The organism is Mesorhizobium kamtschaticum (assembly GCF_056174585.1).
Genome location: NZ_CM149691.1, coordinates 1,387,152 through 1,403,848, shown reverse-complemented (window position 1 = coordinate 1,403,848; position 16,697 = coordinate 1,387,152). Strand labels below are relative to the sequence as shown.

The 16,697-nt window shown below is 63.5% G+C and carries 14 protein-coding genes; 8 read left to right on the top strand and 6 right to left on the bottom strand.

The window, feature by feature from the left end:
- Positions 1-41 precede the first annotated feature (41 nt).
- On the bottom strand, positions 42-1,055 hold the full coding sequence (locus AC0V7N_RS06825) for an ABC transporter substrate-binding protein (RefSeq protein WP_475455882.1): 1,014 nt from the start codon (positions 1,053-1,055) through the stop codon (positions 42-44).
- Positions 1,056-1,251: 196 nt separating this feature from the next.
- Between AC0V7N_RS06825 and AC0V7N_RS06820 the strand changes: the two genes are divergently transcribed.
- The 7 genes from AC0V7N_RS06820 (at position 1,252) to AC0V7N_RS06790 (ending at position 10,146) form a co-directional block, all read left to right on the top strand.
- Entirely contained in the window at positions 1,252-3,660 is a 2,409-nt protein-coding gene (locus AC0V7N_RS06820) for a glucan 1,4-alpha-glucosidase (RefSeq protein WP_475455880.1), read from the top strand.
- Positions 3,661-3,715: 55 nt separating this feature from the next.
- Positions 3,716-4,735, top strand: a complete 1,020-nt coding sequence (gnd, locus tag AC0V7N_RS06815; RefSeq protein ID WP_475455878.1) for a phosphogluconate dehydrogenase (NAD(+)-dependent, decarboxylating) — start codon at positions 3,716-3,718, stop codon at positions 4,733-4,735.
- 22 nt (positions 4,736-4,757) lie between these two features.
- Positions 4,758-6,134, top strand: coding sequence for a glucose-6-phosphate dehydrogenase (zwf, locus tag AC0V7N_RS06810; RefSeq protein ID WP_475455876.1), 1,377 nt, complete (start codon positions 4,758-4,760; stop codon positions 6,132-6,134).
- Positions 6,135-6,148: 14 nt separating this feature from the next.
- On the top strand, positions 6,149-6,853 hold the full coding sequence (locus AC0V7N_RS06805) for an ROK family protein (protein ID WP_475455874.1): 705 nt from the start codon (positions 6,149-6,151) through the stop codon (positions 6,851-6,853).
- A 212-nt stretch (positions 6,854-7,065) separates the two neighbouring features.
- The gene (locus AC0V7N_RS06800) at positions 7,066-7,524 is read left to right on the top strand and encodes a Ros/MucR family transcriptional regulator (RefSeq protein WP_258588625.1); all 459 of its coding nucleotides are present in this window, start codon (positions 7,066-7,068) and stop codon (positions 7,522-7,524) included.
- Between the two features lie 123 nt (positions 7,525-7,647).
- Positions 7,648-8,748: an aminotransferase class I/II-fold pyridoxal phosphate-dependent enzyme gene (locus AC0V7N_RS06795; RefSeq protein WP_475455871.1), complete on the top strand. Its 1,101-nt coding sequence runs from the start codon at positions 7,648-7,650 to the stop codon at positions 8,746-8,748.
- 159 nt (positions 8,749-8,907) lie between these two features.
- A complete protein-coding gene (locus AC0V7N_RS06790) occupies positions 8,908-10,146 on the top strand; it encodes an MFS transporter (RefSeq protein ID WP_475455869.1) in 1,239 nt (412 codons plus the stop codon).
- A gap of 69 nt (positions 10,147-10,215) precedes the next feature.
- Here AC0V7N_RS06790 and AC0V7N_RS06785 read toward each other — a convergent pair whose 3' ends face one another.
- A complete protein-coding gene (locus AC0V7N_RS06785; protein ID WP_475455867.1) occupies positions 10,216-10,917 on the bottom strand; it encodes an alpha/beta hydrolase in 702 nt (233 codons plus the stop codon).
- Between the two features lie 175 nt (positions 10,918-11,092).
- Here AC0V7N_RS06785 and AC0V7N_RS06780 point away from each other — a divergent pair, with 175 nt between their 5' ends.
- The gene (locus tag AC0V7N_RS06780; protein WP_475455865.1) at positions 11,093-12,034 is read left to right on the top strand and encodes a GlxA family transcriptional regulator; all 942 of its coding nucleotides are present in this window, start codon (positions 11,093-11,095) and stop codon (positions 12,032-12,034) included.
- Positions 12,035-12,293: 259 nt separating this feature from the next.
- Here the strand turns inward: AC0V7N_RS06780 and AC0V7N_RS06775 are convergent, their stop codons facing one another.
- Genes AC0V7N_RS06775 through AC0V7N_RS06760 form a run of 4 tightly spaced genes read right to left on the bottom strand, consistent with a single transcriptional unit; the run spans position 12,294 to position 16,644 of the window.
- Positions 12,294-13,010 carry a glutamine amidotransferase gene (locus AC0V7N_RS06775; RefSeq protein WP_496627763.1) on the bottom strand — a complete coding sequence of 239 codons (717 nt, stop codon included), beginning with the start codon at positions 13,008-13,010 and terminating at the stop codon, positions 12,294-12,296.
- 19 nt (positions 13,011-13,029) lie between these two features.
- Positions 13,030-13,509 carry a tellurite resistance TerB family protein gene (locus AC0V7N_RS06770; protein WP_475455863.1) on the bottom strand — a complete coding sequence of 160 codons (480 nt, stop codon included), beginning with the start codon at positions 13,507-13,509 and terminating at the stop codon, positions 13,030-13,032.
- A gap of 53 nt (positions 13,510-13,562) precedes the next feature.
- On the bottom strand, positions 13,563-15,164 hold the full coding sequence (locus AC0V7N_RS06765; protein ID WP_475455861.1) for a heme biosynthesis protein HemY: 1,602 nt from the start codon (positions 15,162-15,164) through the stop codon (positions 13,563-13,565).
- 10 nt (positions 15,165-15,174) lie between these two features.
- On the bottom strand, positions 15,175-16,644 hold the full coding sequence (locus tag AC0V7N_RS06760; protein ID WP_496627762.1) for a COG4223 family protein: 1,470 nt from the start codon (positions 16,642-16,644) through the stop codon (positions 15,175-15,177).
- Positions 16,645-16,697 lie beyond the last annotated feature (53 nt).

Here is a 16,697-nt window from a genome sequence, read left to right as displayed (position 1 = left end):
ATATCCGCGCGATGGTACGAAGGGCAACGCTGCCGCGACACTTACTTGATGTTGGCCTTGATCGCCGCGAGGGCATCTTCCTGCGTGTATTCGTGGGTGGCGACGCCGCCTTCCTTGATCTTCGGCAGGGCTGCCTCGAAATCGTCCTGGGTGAAGGCGAGATACGGCACCAGCAGGTCGTGCGGGATGTCCTTGCGGCCATCGAGCACCTGCTGCGCCACCCAGAAGGCGAGCGACGACACGCCGGGCGCGATCGAAGCCGACCAGGTCTTGTAGCCGTCCTTGTCCTTCTGTTCCTTCCACCACTTCAGCTCGTCCTGGCGGTTGCCCATGATGATGGTCGGGCGCGGCTTGTTGGCGGCGGCGAAAGCCTGTGCGGCGCCATAGCCGTCACCGCCCTGGTCGACGATACCGACCACGTCAGGCAGCGAGGGCAGGATGGTCGCGACCGCCTTCTGCGCCGTCGTCTGGTCCCAGTCGCCGGTCACCGAGCCGACGATCTTGAATTCGGGATGGGCGGCGACCCCTTCGAGGATGCCGGCATGGATGGCATCGTCGATCGAGGTGCCGGCCAGTCCACGGATCTCCAAAAGGTTCCCGCCCTTGGGCTGGAACTTGGCCATCTGCTCGACTTCCTGCTTGCCCATGTCCTTGAAGTCGACGACGACGCGGTAGGCGCAGGGTTCGGTCACGACGCCGTCGAAGGAGACGACGGTGATGCCGGCATCGCAGGCCTGCTTGATGGCGCCGTTGAGCGCGTCCGGCGAGGCGGCGTTGATGACGATGGCGTCATAGCCCTGCAGGATCAGGTTCTGCACCTGAGCAGCCTGCGTCGGCACTTCCTTGTCGGCGGTGGTGAAGATGTCGGCGGCGCCGACCACCTTGTCGTCGACGGCTTTCTTGGTGACGATGCCATAGCTGTCGAGCATCGCCTGCCGCCACGAATTGCCGGCATAATTGTTGGAGAATGCGATCTTCTTGCCGCTGGCGTCGGCAAGTGCGGTGCCCGAGGCCAACATAGCCGCCAGCGCACCCAGAACGAGCAGTTTCTTCATATGATTTCCTCCCAAAGTTGCTAGTTTCGCCTGATGATCGTTACGCCCAGTCCCTGTTTTTTATCTATTGTCAGACAAATGCAGACGAACCGCAAGCTGTCAACTGCAAAGCTTGGCATGCCTTCGATCAACTTGCGGTGCGATGATTGAAAAAGCCGCCGGCACATGGTCTAGGAGCACGACAGGAGGCCAATTGATGGCAGTAACGCCGACCGTTGCCATAGGCGCGCCCGGAATACCGGCCCGCTGGACATCAAGCGCCAAGAGTGGCGTTGGCACCGCGTTTTCAGCCAAGAGCCCGCTCTGGTTCACGATCAGCCACGGCATCTTGAACGAGATCTACTATCCACGTCTCGACAGTGCCTGCACGCGCGACATGGAGCTGATCGTCACCGGCCCCAGTGGCTATTTCTCGGAAGAGAAGCGCGACGCCGCGCACGCAGTAGCGCCGTTCGAGGATGGCGTGCCGGGCTACAGGCTGACCAACACCGCGACAGACGGCGCCTACCGTATCGAAAAGCGCATCATTACGGACCCGAAACGGCCCGTCCTGCTGCAGGAGATCGCATTCGCACCGCTGAAAGGTTCGGCGGCCGACTACCATGTCTACGCGCTGCTTGCGCCGCATCTCGTCAACGCCGGCATGGGCAACACGGCCTGGGCCAGTGAACACAAGGGCCAGCGCATGCTCTTCGCAACCGGGCGCGGCGTATCCCTGGCGCTGGTCTCCTCACTGCCCTGGAATAGCTGTTCGGCCGGCTATGTCGGTTTCTCCGACGGCTGGCGGCAATTGCAGGACGGCGGTGCGCTCGATCCCTCCTGCCAACGGGCGGAAGACGGCAATGTCGCCCTGACCGGCGAGATCGGCTTTTCCGCCGGCAAGACCACAGCCTTGCTGGCACTCGGCTTCGGCGCGTCGCCGGAAGCAGCCGCCGACCTGGCGCTGGCCAGTCTCAAGCAGGGTTTCGACGCCGCCGCGCAAACCTATGTCGAGAACTGGCGGACATTTCAGGCCGGGCTCGAGAAGCTCGATCGCCACACCGCCTCCGGGCTGAACAGCTATCGTGTGAGCACAGCGGTTCTGGCCTCGCATCTCTCGATCGCGAGACCGGGTGCTGCCGTTGCCAGCCTGTCGATCCCATGGGGCTTCAACAAGGGCGACGACGATCTCGGCGGCTACCATCTGGTCTGGCCGCGCGACCTGGTCGAGACCGCTGGCGGTTTCCTTGCCGCCGGCGACGGCAAACAGGCGCTGCAGATATTGACCTATCTGCGCTCGATCCAGCAGCCGGATGGTCACTGGCCGCAGAATGTCTGGTCCGACGGCACCGCCTATTGGCGAGGCATCCAGATGGATGAATGCGCCTTTCCGCTGCTTCTGGCCGACGCCTTGCGCCGCGCCGGCCATCTGCCGCGCGCCAGGCTCGCCGATTTCCAGGCCATGATCGAAAGCGCCGCCTCCTATGTCGTACGCAACGGCCCCGTCACCGGCGAGGACCGCTGGGAGGAAGACGCTGGCTACAGCCCGTTCACGCTGGCCGTCGAGATCGCCGCGCTGCTTGCCTCCGCCGACATGCTGGATGTCGTCGGAAAGAGTGAGCCGGCAAACTACCTACGCGAAACCGCTGATTGTTGGAACGACCAGGTCGAACGCTGGACCTACGTCACCGGCACTCAGCTCTGCACCCAGGCAGGCGTCGCAGGCTATTATGTCCGCATCGCGCCGCCCGACGATGCGGGCGCCGCCGCGCCGAAGGACGGCTTCGTGCCGATCAAGAACCGGCCGCCAGGCGACACCGACAAGCCGGCGGAAGCCATCATCAGCCCCGACGCCCTGGCCCTGGTTCGCTTTGGCCTCAGGGCGGCCGACGATCCGCGCATCGTCGATACCGTCAAGGCCGTCGATGCCCTTTTGCGTTGCGATCTGCCGCAAGGCCCGGTCTGGTACCGCTACACCGGTGACGGCTATGGCGAGCACGAGGATGGCACGCCTTTTGACGGCACTGGCCAGGGACGCGCCTGGCCCCTGCTCACCGGCGAGCGGGCGCATTACGAGCTGGCGGCTGGCCGCAAGGAGAAAGCCGCGGAGCTTCTCGATACCTTCGAGCGCTCGGCGGGAATAGGCGGGCTGCTGCCGGAGCAGGTCTGGGACAGTCCGGATGTGCCGGACCGCGAACTGTGGCTTGGCAAACCGTCCGGCAGCGCCATGCCGCTGGTCTGGGCGCATGCCGAGCACATCAAGCTGTTGCGATCGCTGCGCGACGGCGCGGTTTTCGACATGCCGCCGCAAGGTGTGGAGCGCTACATCCAGGGCAAGACAGGCTCGCCGCTCAGGATATGGCGCTTCAACAACAAGATCCGCTCCATCCCTACCGGCAAGGTTTTGCGCGTCGAGCTTTCGGCGCCCGGCGTCGTCCATTGGAGCAGCGACAAATGGCTGACGATCGAGGACCACAAGACCAGGGAAAACGCTTTCGGCGTTCATCTGGTCGACCTGCCGGTCGCCGGACTGGAGCAGGGGAGCACCCTCGTCTTCACTTTTTTCTGGCCCGATGCGATGCGTTGGGAGAATGTCGACTTCAGCGTCGGCATCGACGCATCATGATTAAAGCAGCCGGGCCGATAGATTTTTTCTTTCCTCAAGCAATCGGGACGAAACCATGCAGATCGGAATGATGGGACTGGGCCGGATGGGCGCCAACATGGTGCGCCGCCTGATGCGCGACGGCCATGAATGCGTCGTCTACGACATCAACCCGGCAAGCGTCGCCGCCCTGGTCAGCGACGGCGCGCTCGGAGCGGCATCCCTGACGGAATTCGTCGGCAAGCTCGCCAAGCCGCGCTGCGTCTGGCTGATGCTGCCGGCAGCGATCACCGGCAAGATCATCGATCAGGTCGCGGCCCTGATGGAGCCCGGCGACATCGTCATCGACGGCGGCAATTCCTACTATCACGACGCCGTCGACCAGGCCGCGAAACTGGCCACCAAGGGCATCCATCTCGTCGATGTCGGCACCAGTGGCGGTGTCTGGGGCCTGGAGCGGGGCTACTGCCTGATGATCGGCGGCCCCGACGTGGCGGTGCAGCACCTCGATTCGGTCTTCGCCACGCTGGCGCCTGGCGCCGATGCCGGCGCGCCCACTCCGGACAAGGCTACTGCCGGCACCGCACCCTTCGGCTACCTGCATTGCGGACCGAGCGGCGCCGGCCACTTCGTCAAGATGGTGCACAATGGCATCGAGTACGGCGTCATGGCCGCCTATGCCGAAGGCATGAACATCCTGAAATCGGCCAATGCCGGCAAGCGGCAGCGCACAGCTGACGCCGAGACCAGCCCGCTGGAAAACCCGCAATATTATCAGTTCGACGTCGACCTTCCCCAGGTGGCCGAGGTCTGGCGGCATGGCAGCGTCATCGGCTCCTGGCTACTCGATCTCACAGCCGGCGCGCTGAAGAGCGATCCGGGCCTGGCGCAGTTCGGCGGCCGGGTTTCGGATTCCGGCGAAGGCCGCTGGACGCTGAAGGCGGCGATCGACACCGGCGTGCCGGCGCCGGTGCTGTCGTCGGCGCTGTTCGACCGCTTCTCCTCGCAAGGCGAATCCGAATTCGCCGACAAGCTGTTGTCCGCCATGCGCTATGCCTTCGGCGGCCATCTCGAAAAGCCGAAGGCCGGCAAGTGACGCCACAGCGGGAGACGCACGCATGAGCCAGGAACGGTCCGATACGCTGGTGCTCTTCGGGGCGACCGGAGACCTCGCCCACAAGAAGATATTTCCGGCGCTGTACCAGATGGTGGCCAAGGGCACGCTCACCGAACCGGTGATCGGCGTCGCCTTCGATGCCTGGGATTTGAAGCAGTTGCAGGACCGCGCCCGCGACGGCATCGTCCATGCGCTCGGCGCCATCGACGAGACGGTGTTCGCCAAATTCGCCTCGCTGCTGCGCTATGTCAGCGGCGACTACCGCGATCCGGCCACGTTCGAGAAGCTGAAGACAGCGCTGGGCAGCGCCCAGCGGCCGCTGCACTACATGGCGGTGCCGCCGACCATGTTCGAGACGGTCGTGCAAGGGTTGGAACAGTCGGGCACCGCGCATGGCGCGCGGCTGATGGTGGAAAAGCCCTTCGGTCATGATCTGCAGTCGGCGCGCTGGCTGAACCGGGTGCTGCATCTGGTGTTCGACGAACAGTCGATCTTCCGCATCGACCACTATCTCGGCAAGGAAGCGATCCAGAACCTGCTCTATTTCCGCTTCGCCAATTCTTTCCTCGAGCCGATCTGGAACCGCAATTACGTCGAGAGCGTGCAGATCACCATGGCCGAGGATTTCGGCGTCGAGGGCCGCGGCCGCTTCTATGACGATGTCGGCGCCATCCGCGATGTCATCGAGAACCATCTGCTCAACATCCTGCTGCTGCTGGCCATGGAGCCGCCGGTCGGCCGCTCCGCCGACGACCTCATCGACGAGAAGGTGCAGGTGCTTCGCGCCATCCGCACTTTGACGAAGGACGATGTCGTGCGCGGCCAGTTCACCGGCTATCTCGCCGAGCCCGGCGTGGCGCCGAATTCGCCGGTCGAGACCTTCGCGGCGGTGCGCTTCTTCGTCGACACCTGGCGCTGGCAGGACGTGCCGTTCTTCATCCGCGCCGGCAAGAACATGCCGGTGCATGTCACCGAGGTGGTGGTGCGGCTGAAGCGGCCGCCGCTTGACGTCTTCGACCCGATCAAGCCTGCAGATCAGAATTACGTGCGCTTCCGCATCGACCCGCAGGTGATGATCGCCATCGGCGCCCAGCGCAAGGCGCCCGGCGACGACATGGTCGGCGAGCAGGTGGAACTGACGGCACTCGACGACAGCAAGAGCGACATGCCGCCATATGAGCGGCTGATCGGCGATGCCATGAACGGCAATGGCCAGCTGTTCACCCGCCAGGACGCCAGCGAACTGGCCTGGCGCATCGTTGGCCCGGTGCTCGGCGACACCACGCCGCCGCACCTCTACGAGCCGAAAACATGGGGGCCGGCGGACGCCATGGCCGGCTTCGGACCGCCCAATGGCTGGATCGACCCAGTGGCATGAGTGGAGGGGACGCGATGGCCAAGGCCGTGAAGCAAACAGAACGGGGCGCCGAGACAATCGTGTTGGCGATCGATATTGGCGGCTCGCACGTCAAGATCCTGACCAGCGCCGGCGGCGCCGAGCGCCGGGCCGATTCCGGCCCGGACCTGACGCCGCAGCAGATGATCGCCACGGTGAAGAAACTCGCCGAAGGCTTGTCCTACGACGTCATCTCGATGGGCTATCCCGGCCCGGTGCGTCACAACAAGCTGGTGCTCGATCCCAAGAATCTCGGCAAGGGTTGGGCCGGCTTCGATTTCGCCGCGCAGTTCGGCAAGCCGGTCAAGGTGGTCAATGATGCGCTGATGCAGGCCATCGGCAGCTATGAGGGCGGGCGCATGCTGTTCCTCGGCCTCGGCACCGGCCTCGGTGCGGCGATGATCGCCGACCATGTCGGCCTGCCCATGGAACTCGCCCACCTTCCTTACAAGAAGACCAAGAGCTTCGAGGATTATGTCGGTGAACGTGGCCTGGAAAGGCGCGGCAAGAAGAAATGGGGCGAATCTGTCTTCGACGTCGTCAACCGACTGCGCGCCGCCCTGCAGCCAGACTATGTCGTCATTGGCGGCGGCAATGTCGACAAGCTCGACGAGTTACCAGCCGACTCCAGGCGCGGTGACAACACACGTGCCTTCGAAGGCGGATTTCGTCTGTGGCGAGACAAGGCCTTGATCGTCTGATAGTATTACAGTTTAGTATAGTTGTTCAAAATAACGTGTGACGCCGCGCTAAATCATTGCGTTATGCAGATTTGCCGACTAGGAATTTCGCGCACTGCCCGCGTGCTCCACTGGATACGCTAAAGACGCTTCAGCATTTTTTGAATTTCGTGCCTCGTCCTTTCGAAAACGATCCCCATTTTCGAGGCCGTGCGCCATAGACGGAGGAAGAATTGACCGACGATAGCAACGACGCTCGCACCGACCTTCTCGAGCTGACCGCCCACATCGTATCCGCTTACGTTGAGAAGAACCGCCTGCCCGTCTCCGGCCTGGCCGACCTTATCGCCAGCGTCGCCACCTCGATCGGCGGGCTAGGCAAGCCGGCCGTGCCGGTGGCAGCACCGCTGGTTCCCGCGGTCAACCCGAAGAAGTCGGTGACGCCGGATTTCATCATCTGCCTCGAGGACGGCAAGAAATTCAAATCGCTGAAGCGCCATCTCGGTGTGCATTTCAACCTGACCCCGGACGCCTACCGCGCCAAATGGGGCTTGCCGTCGGACTATCCGATGGTTGCTCCCAACTACGCCGCCTCGCGCTCGCAACTGGCGAAGTCGATCGGCCTCGGCCGCAAGGCCGTCGAAGTGGTGCCCGTCAAGGCCAAGGGCCGCAAGGCCAAGGTTTCAGCCTGAGCAGTTCAGTCCTGAGCCAATAGTTAGGACGACTGGAACAGAAGCCTGCCGGCGAAACCGCCTTGGCAGGCTTCATGTTTTCGTGGCTTGGAAACCCCAGACAATGATGATCTGGGGGAAGCCATGAACTACACCAGGATGGTGATCGAGAAAGAAGCACCGGAAGAATACGGCTACGACCGCATCCGCTACAATCTCTCCGAGAGCTCGATCGCCGACCAGAAGCTTTCCGACATCGGCCTGTCGCTGCCTGATCTCACGCTCTTCTATGGCGAGCATCGCGGCGACAAGGAGTTGCGGGCGCTGATCGCGGCGCAGGATGCCGGCGTTTCGCCCGATGACGTTCTGGTCACCGCCGGGGCGGCCGGCGCGCTGTTCATCATCTCGACATCGCTTCTGTCGGCGAGCAACCATCTCGTCGTCATCAGGCCCAACTACGCCACCAACATCGAAACCCCACGCGCGATCGGCTGCGCCATCAGCTTCGTCGACCTCGCCTTCGAGAACAGCTTTGCCATCGATATCGAGGCCATCAAGGCGGCGATCAGGCCGAGCACCCGGCTGATCAGCGTCACCTGCCCACACAACCCGACAGGAACGATGATGAGCCGCGCCGATCTCGACGCGCTGGTGGCGCTCGCGGAAAGCAGCAACTGCCATTTGCTGGTCGACGAGACCTATCGCGACCTCTCCTATGGCAGGCGCCTGCCGTCGGCGGCCTCCTTGAGCCCGAAGGCGATCAGCGTCTCATCGCTGTCCAAGGCCTTCGGCATTCCCGGCATCCGCATCGGCTGGCTGATCACCAGAGATGCGGTTCTTCAGGAAAAATTCCTCGCCGCCAAGGAGCAGATCGGCATTTGCGGCAGTGTCATCGACGAAGGCATCGCGCGCGGCATGCTGGAGCGCCGGGATGCCTTCTTGGGCGTGCTGCTGCCCGAAATGGCCAAGCGTCGCGACATCGTCCAGGCCTGGATCGATCGCGAGCCGCTGGTCGACTGGATCAGGCCCGAAGGCGGCGTCGTCGGCTTCCCGCGCCTGAACGTCGATCCCGGCTTCGACCTCGACCGCTTCTATGTCGATCTGCTGGAAAACCATGGCACCTATGTCGGACCGGGCCACTGGTTCGAAATGGAAAAACGCTTCTTCCGCGTCGGCTTCGGCTGGCCGACGGAAGCCGAATTGCGGGGCGGGCTCGACGCCATTTCCGCGGCGCTGCGACGGTAACTTCCTTGTGCGATCGAAGGAACAGGGGGAAAATCCCTTGATCCAGGCCTGATTTTAACGCACATCCCGCCGCGAACTTTGTTAGACGTTCCATTGGTCGGACCAGCGCCCATCCGGGAAGTGCCCCGCCGATCAATGCCATCGCAACGGGGCCTCTCCATGACATCAGTACAAACTTCACCGGAGCAGCGTTACGCCGCCTTCCGGCACAAAGCCTTCCTCAGCTACTGGACGGCGCGTTTCCTCACCACTTTCGCGACCATGATCGTCTCGGTTGCCGTCGGCTGGCAGATCTATGATCTGACGCGCGATCCCTTCGATCTCGGCATTGTCGGCATCGTCCAGTTCCTGCCGTCGCTGCTCTTGGTGCTGGTCACCGGCGCCGTCGCCGACCGCTTCGGCCGCCGCCTGATCATGGCGCTGGCAACGGTGGTCGAGGCAGGCTGTGCGCTCGTTCTCCTGTATTTCACGCTGCGCGGCCTCGTCAGTCCGCTGCCGATCTTCTTCGTCCTGGCGCTGTTCGGCATGGCGCGCGCCTTTTACGGACCGGCCTCGTCGTCGCTGTTCGCCAATCTGGTGCCGCCGGAGGATTTCGGCAACGCGATTGCGTGGAACTCGTCCGCCTGGCAGACGGCGACGATCATCGGCCCGGTCGCCGGCGGCCTGCTCTATGGCGTCTCAGCCGAAGCCGCATACGCCGTCGCCTCTGTGCTGATGCTGGTGGCCGGTCTGCTGATCTTCACCATCCCCAAGCCTGCCCAGCAGACCGCAACCGACAAGCCGACGATGGAGACGCTGTTTGCCGGCTTCCGCTACATCTGGAGCGAGAAGATCGTGCTTGGCGCCATCTCGCTCGACCTCGTCGCCGTGCTCCTGTCCGGCGCCTCAGCGCTGCTGCCGGTCTATGCGCGCGACATCCTGCAACTCGGCCCATGGGGCCTCGGCCTGCTGCGCTCGGCGCCCGGCATCGGCGCCATCTGCGTGGCGGTCTGGCTGGCCGGGCATCCGCTTCGCGACAATGCCGGCAAGATCATGCTCGGCTTCGTCGCGGCATTCGGCGCCTGCACCGTATTGTTTGGCCTGTCGACCGTCACCTGGCTGTCGATCGTCGCATTGGCGCTCCTCGGCGCCACCGACATGTTCAGCGTTTACATCAGAGAGACTCTGATCCAGTTGTGGACGCCGGACGAGGTGCGTGGCCGCGTCAACGCCGTCAACCAGGTTTTCGTCGGGGCCTCCAACGAAGTCGGCGAATTCCGCGCTGGCACTATGGCGGCGCTGATCGGCACAGTGCCGGCGGTGGTGATTGGCGGTGTCGGCGCCATCGCGGTCGCCGGGCTGTGGGCAGTGCTGTTTCCGCAACTGCGGCGGGTACGGCATCTCAACAGCCGGAACTGATCGAGCGCTGGATCTAGGTCGCTCGATCCGATGCTCGGACCAATCAAAAGACCGCCCCTAGCGAGCCAACTATACGACCTTAGGCCTTTGGATCGCGGCAGCCGCCTTGTGGATCGCATCCAACACCTTGTCAGGCTGGGAAAGCATGGGAACGTGGCTTGCATTGGTTTCCAGAACCGTAGCGCCCATGCGCTTCGAAGCTGCCCGCTGAAGCTCGGGATGAACGGTGTGATCATTGGTGCCCATGACATACCAACTCGGTTTTGTCTTCCAAGCGACACCGGCGTGCTTCTGGTCGAACAAATCGGGGACGGGAACGCCTTGCGTCGCCCAGACAAGTTCCTGGTCGGTTTCAGACAGATCGCCGCAGAAATGCGCTGTCCCGCTAGGCTTGAGCCAAAGGCGCCCGTCGGCGACCTCAACGTGGGAAAATACCTGCGTGGTGGGGAATTTATTCAACTGCCCTTGGGACGTCTCGCTCTCATCCGGCGCCAGGGCGCAAATATAGACCAGTGCTCCCACTCTGCTGTCCACGCCAGCATGAGTGATCAGTGTCCCGCCGTAAGAATGGCCTACCAGAACGATTGGACCATTTACCCGCCCCAGGCATTGGATGACACAATCAACGTCGCCTTTCAGGGAATTCAGCCCGTGTTGCGAAGCTATCACCTCATGCCCCTCGGCCTGTAGCGTCGGGATCACTTTCTGGAAGCATGAACCATCAGCCCAAAGGCCATGCGCGAAGACAATACCGGGCTTGTTCGTTGACATCGAAATCCTCCTAAAAATCGTGGCCAAGTGCGAAAGTGGCGCGGGAACACTAGGGCCCCCTCTGGAAAAACGCCTATGCCAAAGTTGCCACCATTCCGGCCATGTCGAATTATTGGGCATCGCCGACTTGAGTCATAAGAAGCGGATAGCTACGCTCAATCGAAGGAGGGGATCGGTGCGTATTGGACTGTTGTTGCCGCCTGGATTTGCGACTTTGAGCTTCGCGCCGTTGGGCGCGTTCGAAGCCGCGAACATGGTCTTGGGCAAAAACCACTACGAGGTTCACATCGTCTCGGCTTCCGGAGGCTGGGTGCCGAATTCTTTCGGCATGACAGTGACAACAGAACCGGCTTCCGAAATCGGCGTCGATACCTTGATTGTCGGTTCGACGCCCGACACCAAGAAACCACCAACCAGTGTCATCGCCACTCTTCACGAGGCCCAGCAAAAGGCCCGGCGCATCGCCTCCATCTGCGTGGGTGCCTTTATTTTGGGGGAAGCGGGGTTGCTTGACGGCAAGCGCGTGACCACGCACTGGATGTTCGGCGAAGAGTTGCAGGCCCGTTTTCCAAAGGCGAAAGTGGAAATAGATCGGATATTCATTGCCGATGGGCAAATCTGGACTTCGGCGGGCATGACCGCGGGCATCGATTTGGCGCTCAGTCTGGTCGAACGTGATCTGGGCGCGGCGATCGCCCGTGAAGCGGCGCGGACAATGGTTGTCCATCACCGGCGTGCCGGTGGCCAGTCACAGCACTCCGCTCTGTTGCAGATAGACGGCAGGTCTGACCGCGTGCAGCGGGTCCTCGATTATGCAAGGCGCAATCTGGACAAGGAGCTTCTGATCGACCAGCTGGCGAAAACTGCCTGCCTCAGCGTGCGGCAGTTTAGCAGGGTTTTCAAGAACGAGACCGGGATAACACCCGCCAGCGCAGTCGAGAATCTGCGGCTGGAAAGGGCGCGCTATTTGCTGGAGCAAAGCCGATTGCCTATAGAAGTAATCGCCATGGAGACCGGGTATGGCGGCCGGGAGCGCATGCGCAGAAGTTTTCAGCGAAGCCTTGGCCAGACGCCGCAGGCAATGCGCAACGCCGCGCCGCCACTGGCTTCTATCTAGTTTGTAGGGTACCACCAGCCCGCTCAATTCGGTCAGATCTTGGGCTTTTGGTCCAGGCGATATCCGGCCTGGCGGCCTGGCAGATGCGGCGCGCGAGGTGTTATCTCAGGAAATCTGGAATGAGGCTTTGGGTCAGGACTGGCCATCGCACCACCGTTCTACGAATGGCCGTAGTGAGGCGCAAAGCAGTCGTCCACGCCTCGGCAGACGTAAGCCTCCTTGCGTCAAGCTCGGCCGCTCAGAGCAATTGGATTTTATTCTATCCCTCAGCAGGCTTGCCGAAGATCACGCCCAAAAATTCGCTCAGCCAGCGCTTGAGGTGCATGTCCCAGATCAGCCGGCCACCGAGATGATCGCGGCCGGGTTGCGCGCCGGGCAGTTCGAAACGGTGTGCGCCACGCACCACCCAGCGCTGCATCATCAGCCGGGTCAGTTCGCCATGGAACTGGATGCCCCAGGCATTGTCGCCATAGCGGAAGGCCTGGTTGGGATAGGTTTCGGCGGTTGCCAGCAAGGTCGCGTCGCGAGGCAGCGAAAAACCCTCGCGGTGGAACTGGTAGACCATTTCGGGCCAGTGCATCAGTTTCTTGCCGGCTTCAGTCGCCTTGAGCGGATACCAGCCGATCTCGACCAGCCCTTCGCCGTGACCCTCGACCTTGCCGCCGAGATGGTTGACCAGCATCTGCGCGCCGAGGCAGATGCCGAGACATGGTCGGTTTTCCCTGAGCGGAATTTCCAGCCAGTTGGTCTCGCGGCGGACGAACTCGTCCTCGTCATTGGCGCTCATCGGGCCACCGAACACCACCGTGCCGGCATGACCGTCCAGTGTTTCCGGCAAGACATCGCCGAGCGGCGGGCGGCGAATGTCGAGCTCAAAACCCTCTTCGAGCAGCATGTGGCCGACGCGTCCGGGGCTCGAATTCTCCTGATGCAGCACGATCAGGATTTTTGGCTTCGAACTCGTTTGGCGCGGCATCGTCAGGCGAGATCCCCGTCTATTCGTCGCTCGACGTTCCACGGGCACCCGGCGCCTGCGCCGCTGCCTTGCGGCGCGCCTCGACCCGGTCGTGACGCTCGACGCCGATCAGCTCGGCGACGCGCCAGACCGTATTGTCCTCGAGCTCGTGCAGCTCGCCATCGGCATAGACGATCTCCCACATCAGCCCGATGAAGGCCTTGCGACCCTCCGCGTCGAGATGGCGCTTGAGCACGCTGGTGAAGGCATAGAGATCGATCGCCTCATTGTCGGCGCGCTCGCCGGCGGCGACGAGCGCTTCGAGTTCGGCACCGCTGATCGAGTAGCTCTCGGAGAGCACCGCCTTGAACCGCTCCCACTCGACATCCTGGCGCACGCCATCGGCATTCATCACATGGTACAGCAGCGCCGAGGCCGCGACGCGCGGATCATCCGTGCTGGCATGCGGGCTGGACGCGGCCGGTAAATCCCTGAGAAACGACAGAACGCGTTCGAACATCAATCCATTCCCAAACGGCCCAAAGGCCAAGTCAAATCACCCAATGGCCAAAATCAAAACAGCCGGAACCGGCGCGGCGACTTTTCCGCTTCCTCGTCCGGATCGACACCCGGGTCGTCCGGCAAGCGCGCCAGTTCTTCCGCCGGCTCGACGCCCTCCGCATCAGCCGGCACCGCCGCGAAGGCAGCGGCCGTGACCGGCGTGACGCGGTCTTCGCTTCTATCGATTCCTTTGCCCGCGGCCTCGCTGACCGCCGTGGCATGCTCGATCGCGTCGATCGGCTTTTCCGAAACCGGTCTAGCCGGCGCTTCGATAGCTACAACGGCGGCGTCGGGCGCATCGTCACGGCTGTCGATCAACTGGCCAAGCCGCTCCATCGGCGCGCGCCACTCGAAGGCGTCGAGCCGTCCGCTGACCGGCGATACCGGCGCCCAGCGCTCCGACACCACGCCATCGGCGACCCAGGCCGGGTCGCGCGGCGCCCGCACTGCCTTGGACAGCAGCTGCCGCACCTTGCCCTGGTCGCCGGTCTCGGCCTCCTCGATATCGGCCAGCAGCAAATAGGCACCCTCGCGGCGGTCCATCCGGATCGCAGCCTCGGCCTCACGGCGGGCAGTCGGGAAATCCTGCGCATCGAGCGCGGCACGCGCCACCGTCATCGACGATTCGGCGTGGTTCTTCTTCATTTCCTGCAATTTCTTGGCCCTGTTGAGCCGGTCGAGCACGGCATCGCCCGGCCTTGCATGGGTATAGAGCTCGGCGATCTCCGGATGCGGCTCGGCCTTCCACGCGGCTTCGAGGATCTTCGAGCCCTTGCGCACATCGTTCTGCTTGAACAGTGCGGCGGCGGCGGCAACAGCGGCAGGCGCGAAATCCGGCTGCAGCTTGTTCGCCTCCAGCGCCGCTGTCCTGGCGGCCGTGGGATCGCTGCCGGCGAGTGCCTGCGCCTTGGCGGTCAACAGCACGGCGCGGCGGCGGTTGGCGGCATCGCGTTCGATCTGCCGCGTCGATTTCTGCGCATCGACGAGTTTCAAGGCCCCATCCCAATCGCCACGCGCGGTCAGCTCTTCCAGCGTCGATTCGGCGGCCCAGGCCAGTTGCGGCGCCACGGCGGCGGCGCGGCCGGCATAGTGCCGGGCGGCGTTGCGGTCGCCGAGACGTTCGGCTTCCAGATAAAGCCCGCGCAGGCCGAGCAACCGCATTTCGGGATCGTCGAGCATGCTCTCGAACTTCTGGCGCGCACTTTCATGATCGCCCTCGAGCAGCGATGCCTGCGCCTCGAGGAGATGGATCAGCGGCTCCTGGTCGGAGCGGATCAGCTTGGCCGCTTCCTTGGTCTTCTTGCGGGCCAGCGCACCGTCACCAGCACCGGCGGCGATCATGCCGGTCGACAGTGCCTGATAGCCGCGGTCGCGGCGGCGAACGCGGAAATAGCGCGAGATGGTGTAGGGGCTGTTCCACAGCGACCTGATCAGCCACCACAGGATCATCACGGCGGCGACGACGGCAACGACCGCAACCGCCGCCACCATCAGGCTGACCTGGTACTGGTAGCCGTTGAAGGTGACGACCATGTCGCCTGGCCGGTCGGCCAGCCAGGCAAAACCCAGCCCGAGCGCGAAAACGACGATGAGGAAGGCGAGCAGGCGGATCATCGTGTTGCCCTCATGCCTTCATCGCGCCGGAGATCAGCGCGTCGACCTGGGTTTCGACCTCGATGCGCGCCTTCAGTTTGCCGGCAAAATCGGCGCCCGCCGCCTTCACCGCTTCGGGCAGCGTGCCATACTCGCTGAGCGCCTTGGCATAGTCGCCCTGCGTGACCGCCACCTCCATGCGCGCCACGGTTTCCGGCGCGCCGGGACCCTCGACGGCGCCGATCGGCCGGACCTTGACCAGCGATTCGGCGCTCGACATCAGATTCTGCAGGAAGCCGGCATTCTGGTCGACGGGCGTTGCCGCGGCGACCATGGCATTGGCGGCGGCATCCATCTGCGAGGCGATCTCGGTACGGGTGGGCACGCCCTTTTCGGCATAGGGCCGCAAGGTCGCGATCTCAGGCGCATTAGGCGAAATCGCGGCCAGCGTATCGAGTTCGGCCGAGAACGGCGCGCCGCGTTCGAGCGCCGACTTCAAAGCCGACGCGGCGATGGCGAGCGCGATCTTCGGCTGTCCGGCCGCCGCCTCGACCTTGCCGGAAAGCTGCGACACCGACTGTTCCAGCGCCGTGAGTCTACCATCCTGCGCCTTCGCCGCCTCGCCTGCCGACTTCACCAACGCATCGAGGTCGGCCAGCTTTTCGTTGAGCGGGCCAAGATCGACCGGTGCCGCGCTGCCGGCCTTGCCGAGGGCGGCGACCGCGGTTTCGATCTGCGTGACCTTGTCGCCAAGGGCGGCAAGCCCGGCATTGTCGCCCGCGCCGCCCTTTTCGACCGCCGATTTCAGCGCCGCTATATCGGCCTTTACCTGCTCCAGGCCCGAGGAAAGCCCGACCACCTTGGCCTCTGCGTCGTTGTTGCCGCCGCCCTCCTTCAGGCCGGCGATGTCGCTCTTCAGCGAAGCAATCTCGCCATTGACGCCATCGAGCGAGACGCCGGCGCCGGAACCCGGTGCACCGAGCAGACCGGCAAATTGCAGGCCGCCGGCGCCGACCAGTGCGATGACACCACCGATGATGCCGGCGGCGATGCCGTTGAGGCCGCCACGCTTTGCCGCAGCAGGTGTCGGCGCCATCTTTTCGTCCCGCGTCTGAGTTTTCGCCTTGCTGTCGTCGGTACGCTTGGCCGCTGCATCCTCGAAATTGTAATCGGAGGTCTTGGTGCGGCTTGTGGGGGGCGTATCCGAACCGGGATAAGGCAGCTCCGGCTCAGCGGCTTTGGCCTCCGCGGATGTGTTTGCTTCGGGCGACGCCGCGGCGGCATCGGCATGCTCCCAAGGCTCGAGATCGGCTTGGTCGGCATGCACCGGCTCTTCAGGAATCTCGGCTTGAGAGGTGGTCTCCACCAGCGCTTCTTCGGCGTCAGACTCCGGCTTTGCGGCATCCTCGTCGACGATGCGCGAGACAGCACCTGGCTCGAGATCGATGGTCACCGGCTCGCGGCGGCTTTTCGAGTGTCGCATCTTCGGCGTCTTGACCATGCCGGGGCTCCGCAAAATTCGCTTCGTCTCAACGCCTGGCGGCGCGTGATGGT

Bases quoted from the DNA above. Each gene is read 5' to 3' on its own strand.
- AC0V7N_RS06775 (WP_496627763.1), bottom strand. From the start codon at position 13,010: ATGCCGCGCCAAACGAGTTCGAAGCCAAAAATCCTGATCGTGCTGCAT.
- AC0V7N_RS06765 (WP_475455861.1), bottom strand. From the start codon at position 15,164: ATGATCCGCCTGCTCGCCTTCCTCATCGTCGTTTTCGCGCTCGGGCTG.
- AC0V7N_RS06805 (WP_475455874.1), top strand. From the start codon at position 6,149: ATGGCCAAGGCCGTGAAGCAAACAGAACGGGGCGCCGAGACAATCGTG.
- gnd (WP_475455878.1), top strand. From the start codon at position 3,716: ATGCAGATCGGAATGATGGGACTGGGCCGGATGGGCGCCAACATGGTG.
- AC0V7N_RS06795 (WP_475455871.1), top strand. From the start codon at position 7,648: ATGAACTACACCAGGATGGTGATCGAGAAAGAAGCACCGGAAGAATAC.
- AC0V7N_RS06785 (WP_475455867.1), bottom strand. From the start codon at position 10,917: ATGTCAACGAACAAGCCCGGTATTGTCTTCGCGCATGGCCTTTGGGCT.
- AC0V7N_RS06825 (WP_475455882.1), bottom strand. From the start codon at position 1,055: ATGAAGAAACTGCTCGTTCTGGGTGCGCTGGCGGCTATGTTGGCCTCG.
- zwf (WP_475455876.1), top strand. From the start codon at position 4,758: ATGAGCCAGGAACGGTCCGATACGCTGGTGCTCTTCGGGGCGACCGGA.
- AC0V7N_RS06770 (WP_475455863.1), bottom strand. From the start codon at position 13,509: ATGTTCGAACGCGTTCTGTCGTTTCTCAGGGATTTACCGGCCGCGTCC.
- AC0V7N_RS06790 (WP_475455869.1), top strand. From the start codon at position 8,908: ATGACATCAGTACAAACTTCACCGGAGCAGCGTTACGCCGCCTTCCGG.
- AC0V7N_RS06820 (WP_475455880.1), top strand. From the start codon at position 1,252: ATGGCAGTAACGCCGACCGTTGCCATAGGCGCGCCCGGAATACCGGCC.
- AC0V7N_RS06760 (WP_496627762.1), bottom strand. From the start codon at position 16,644: ATGGTCAAGACGCCGAAGATGCGACACTCGAAAAGCCGCCGCGAGCCG.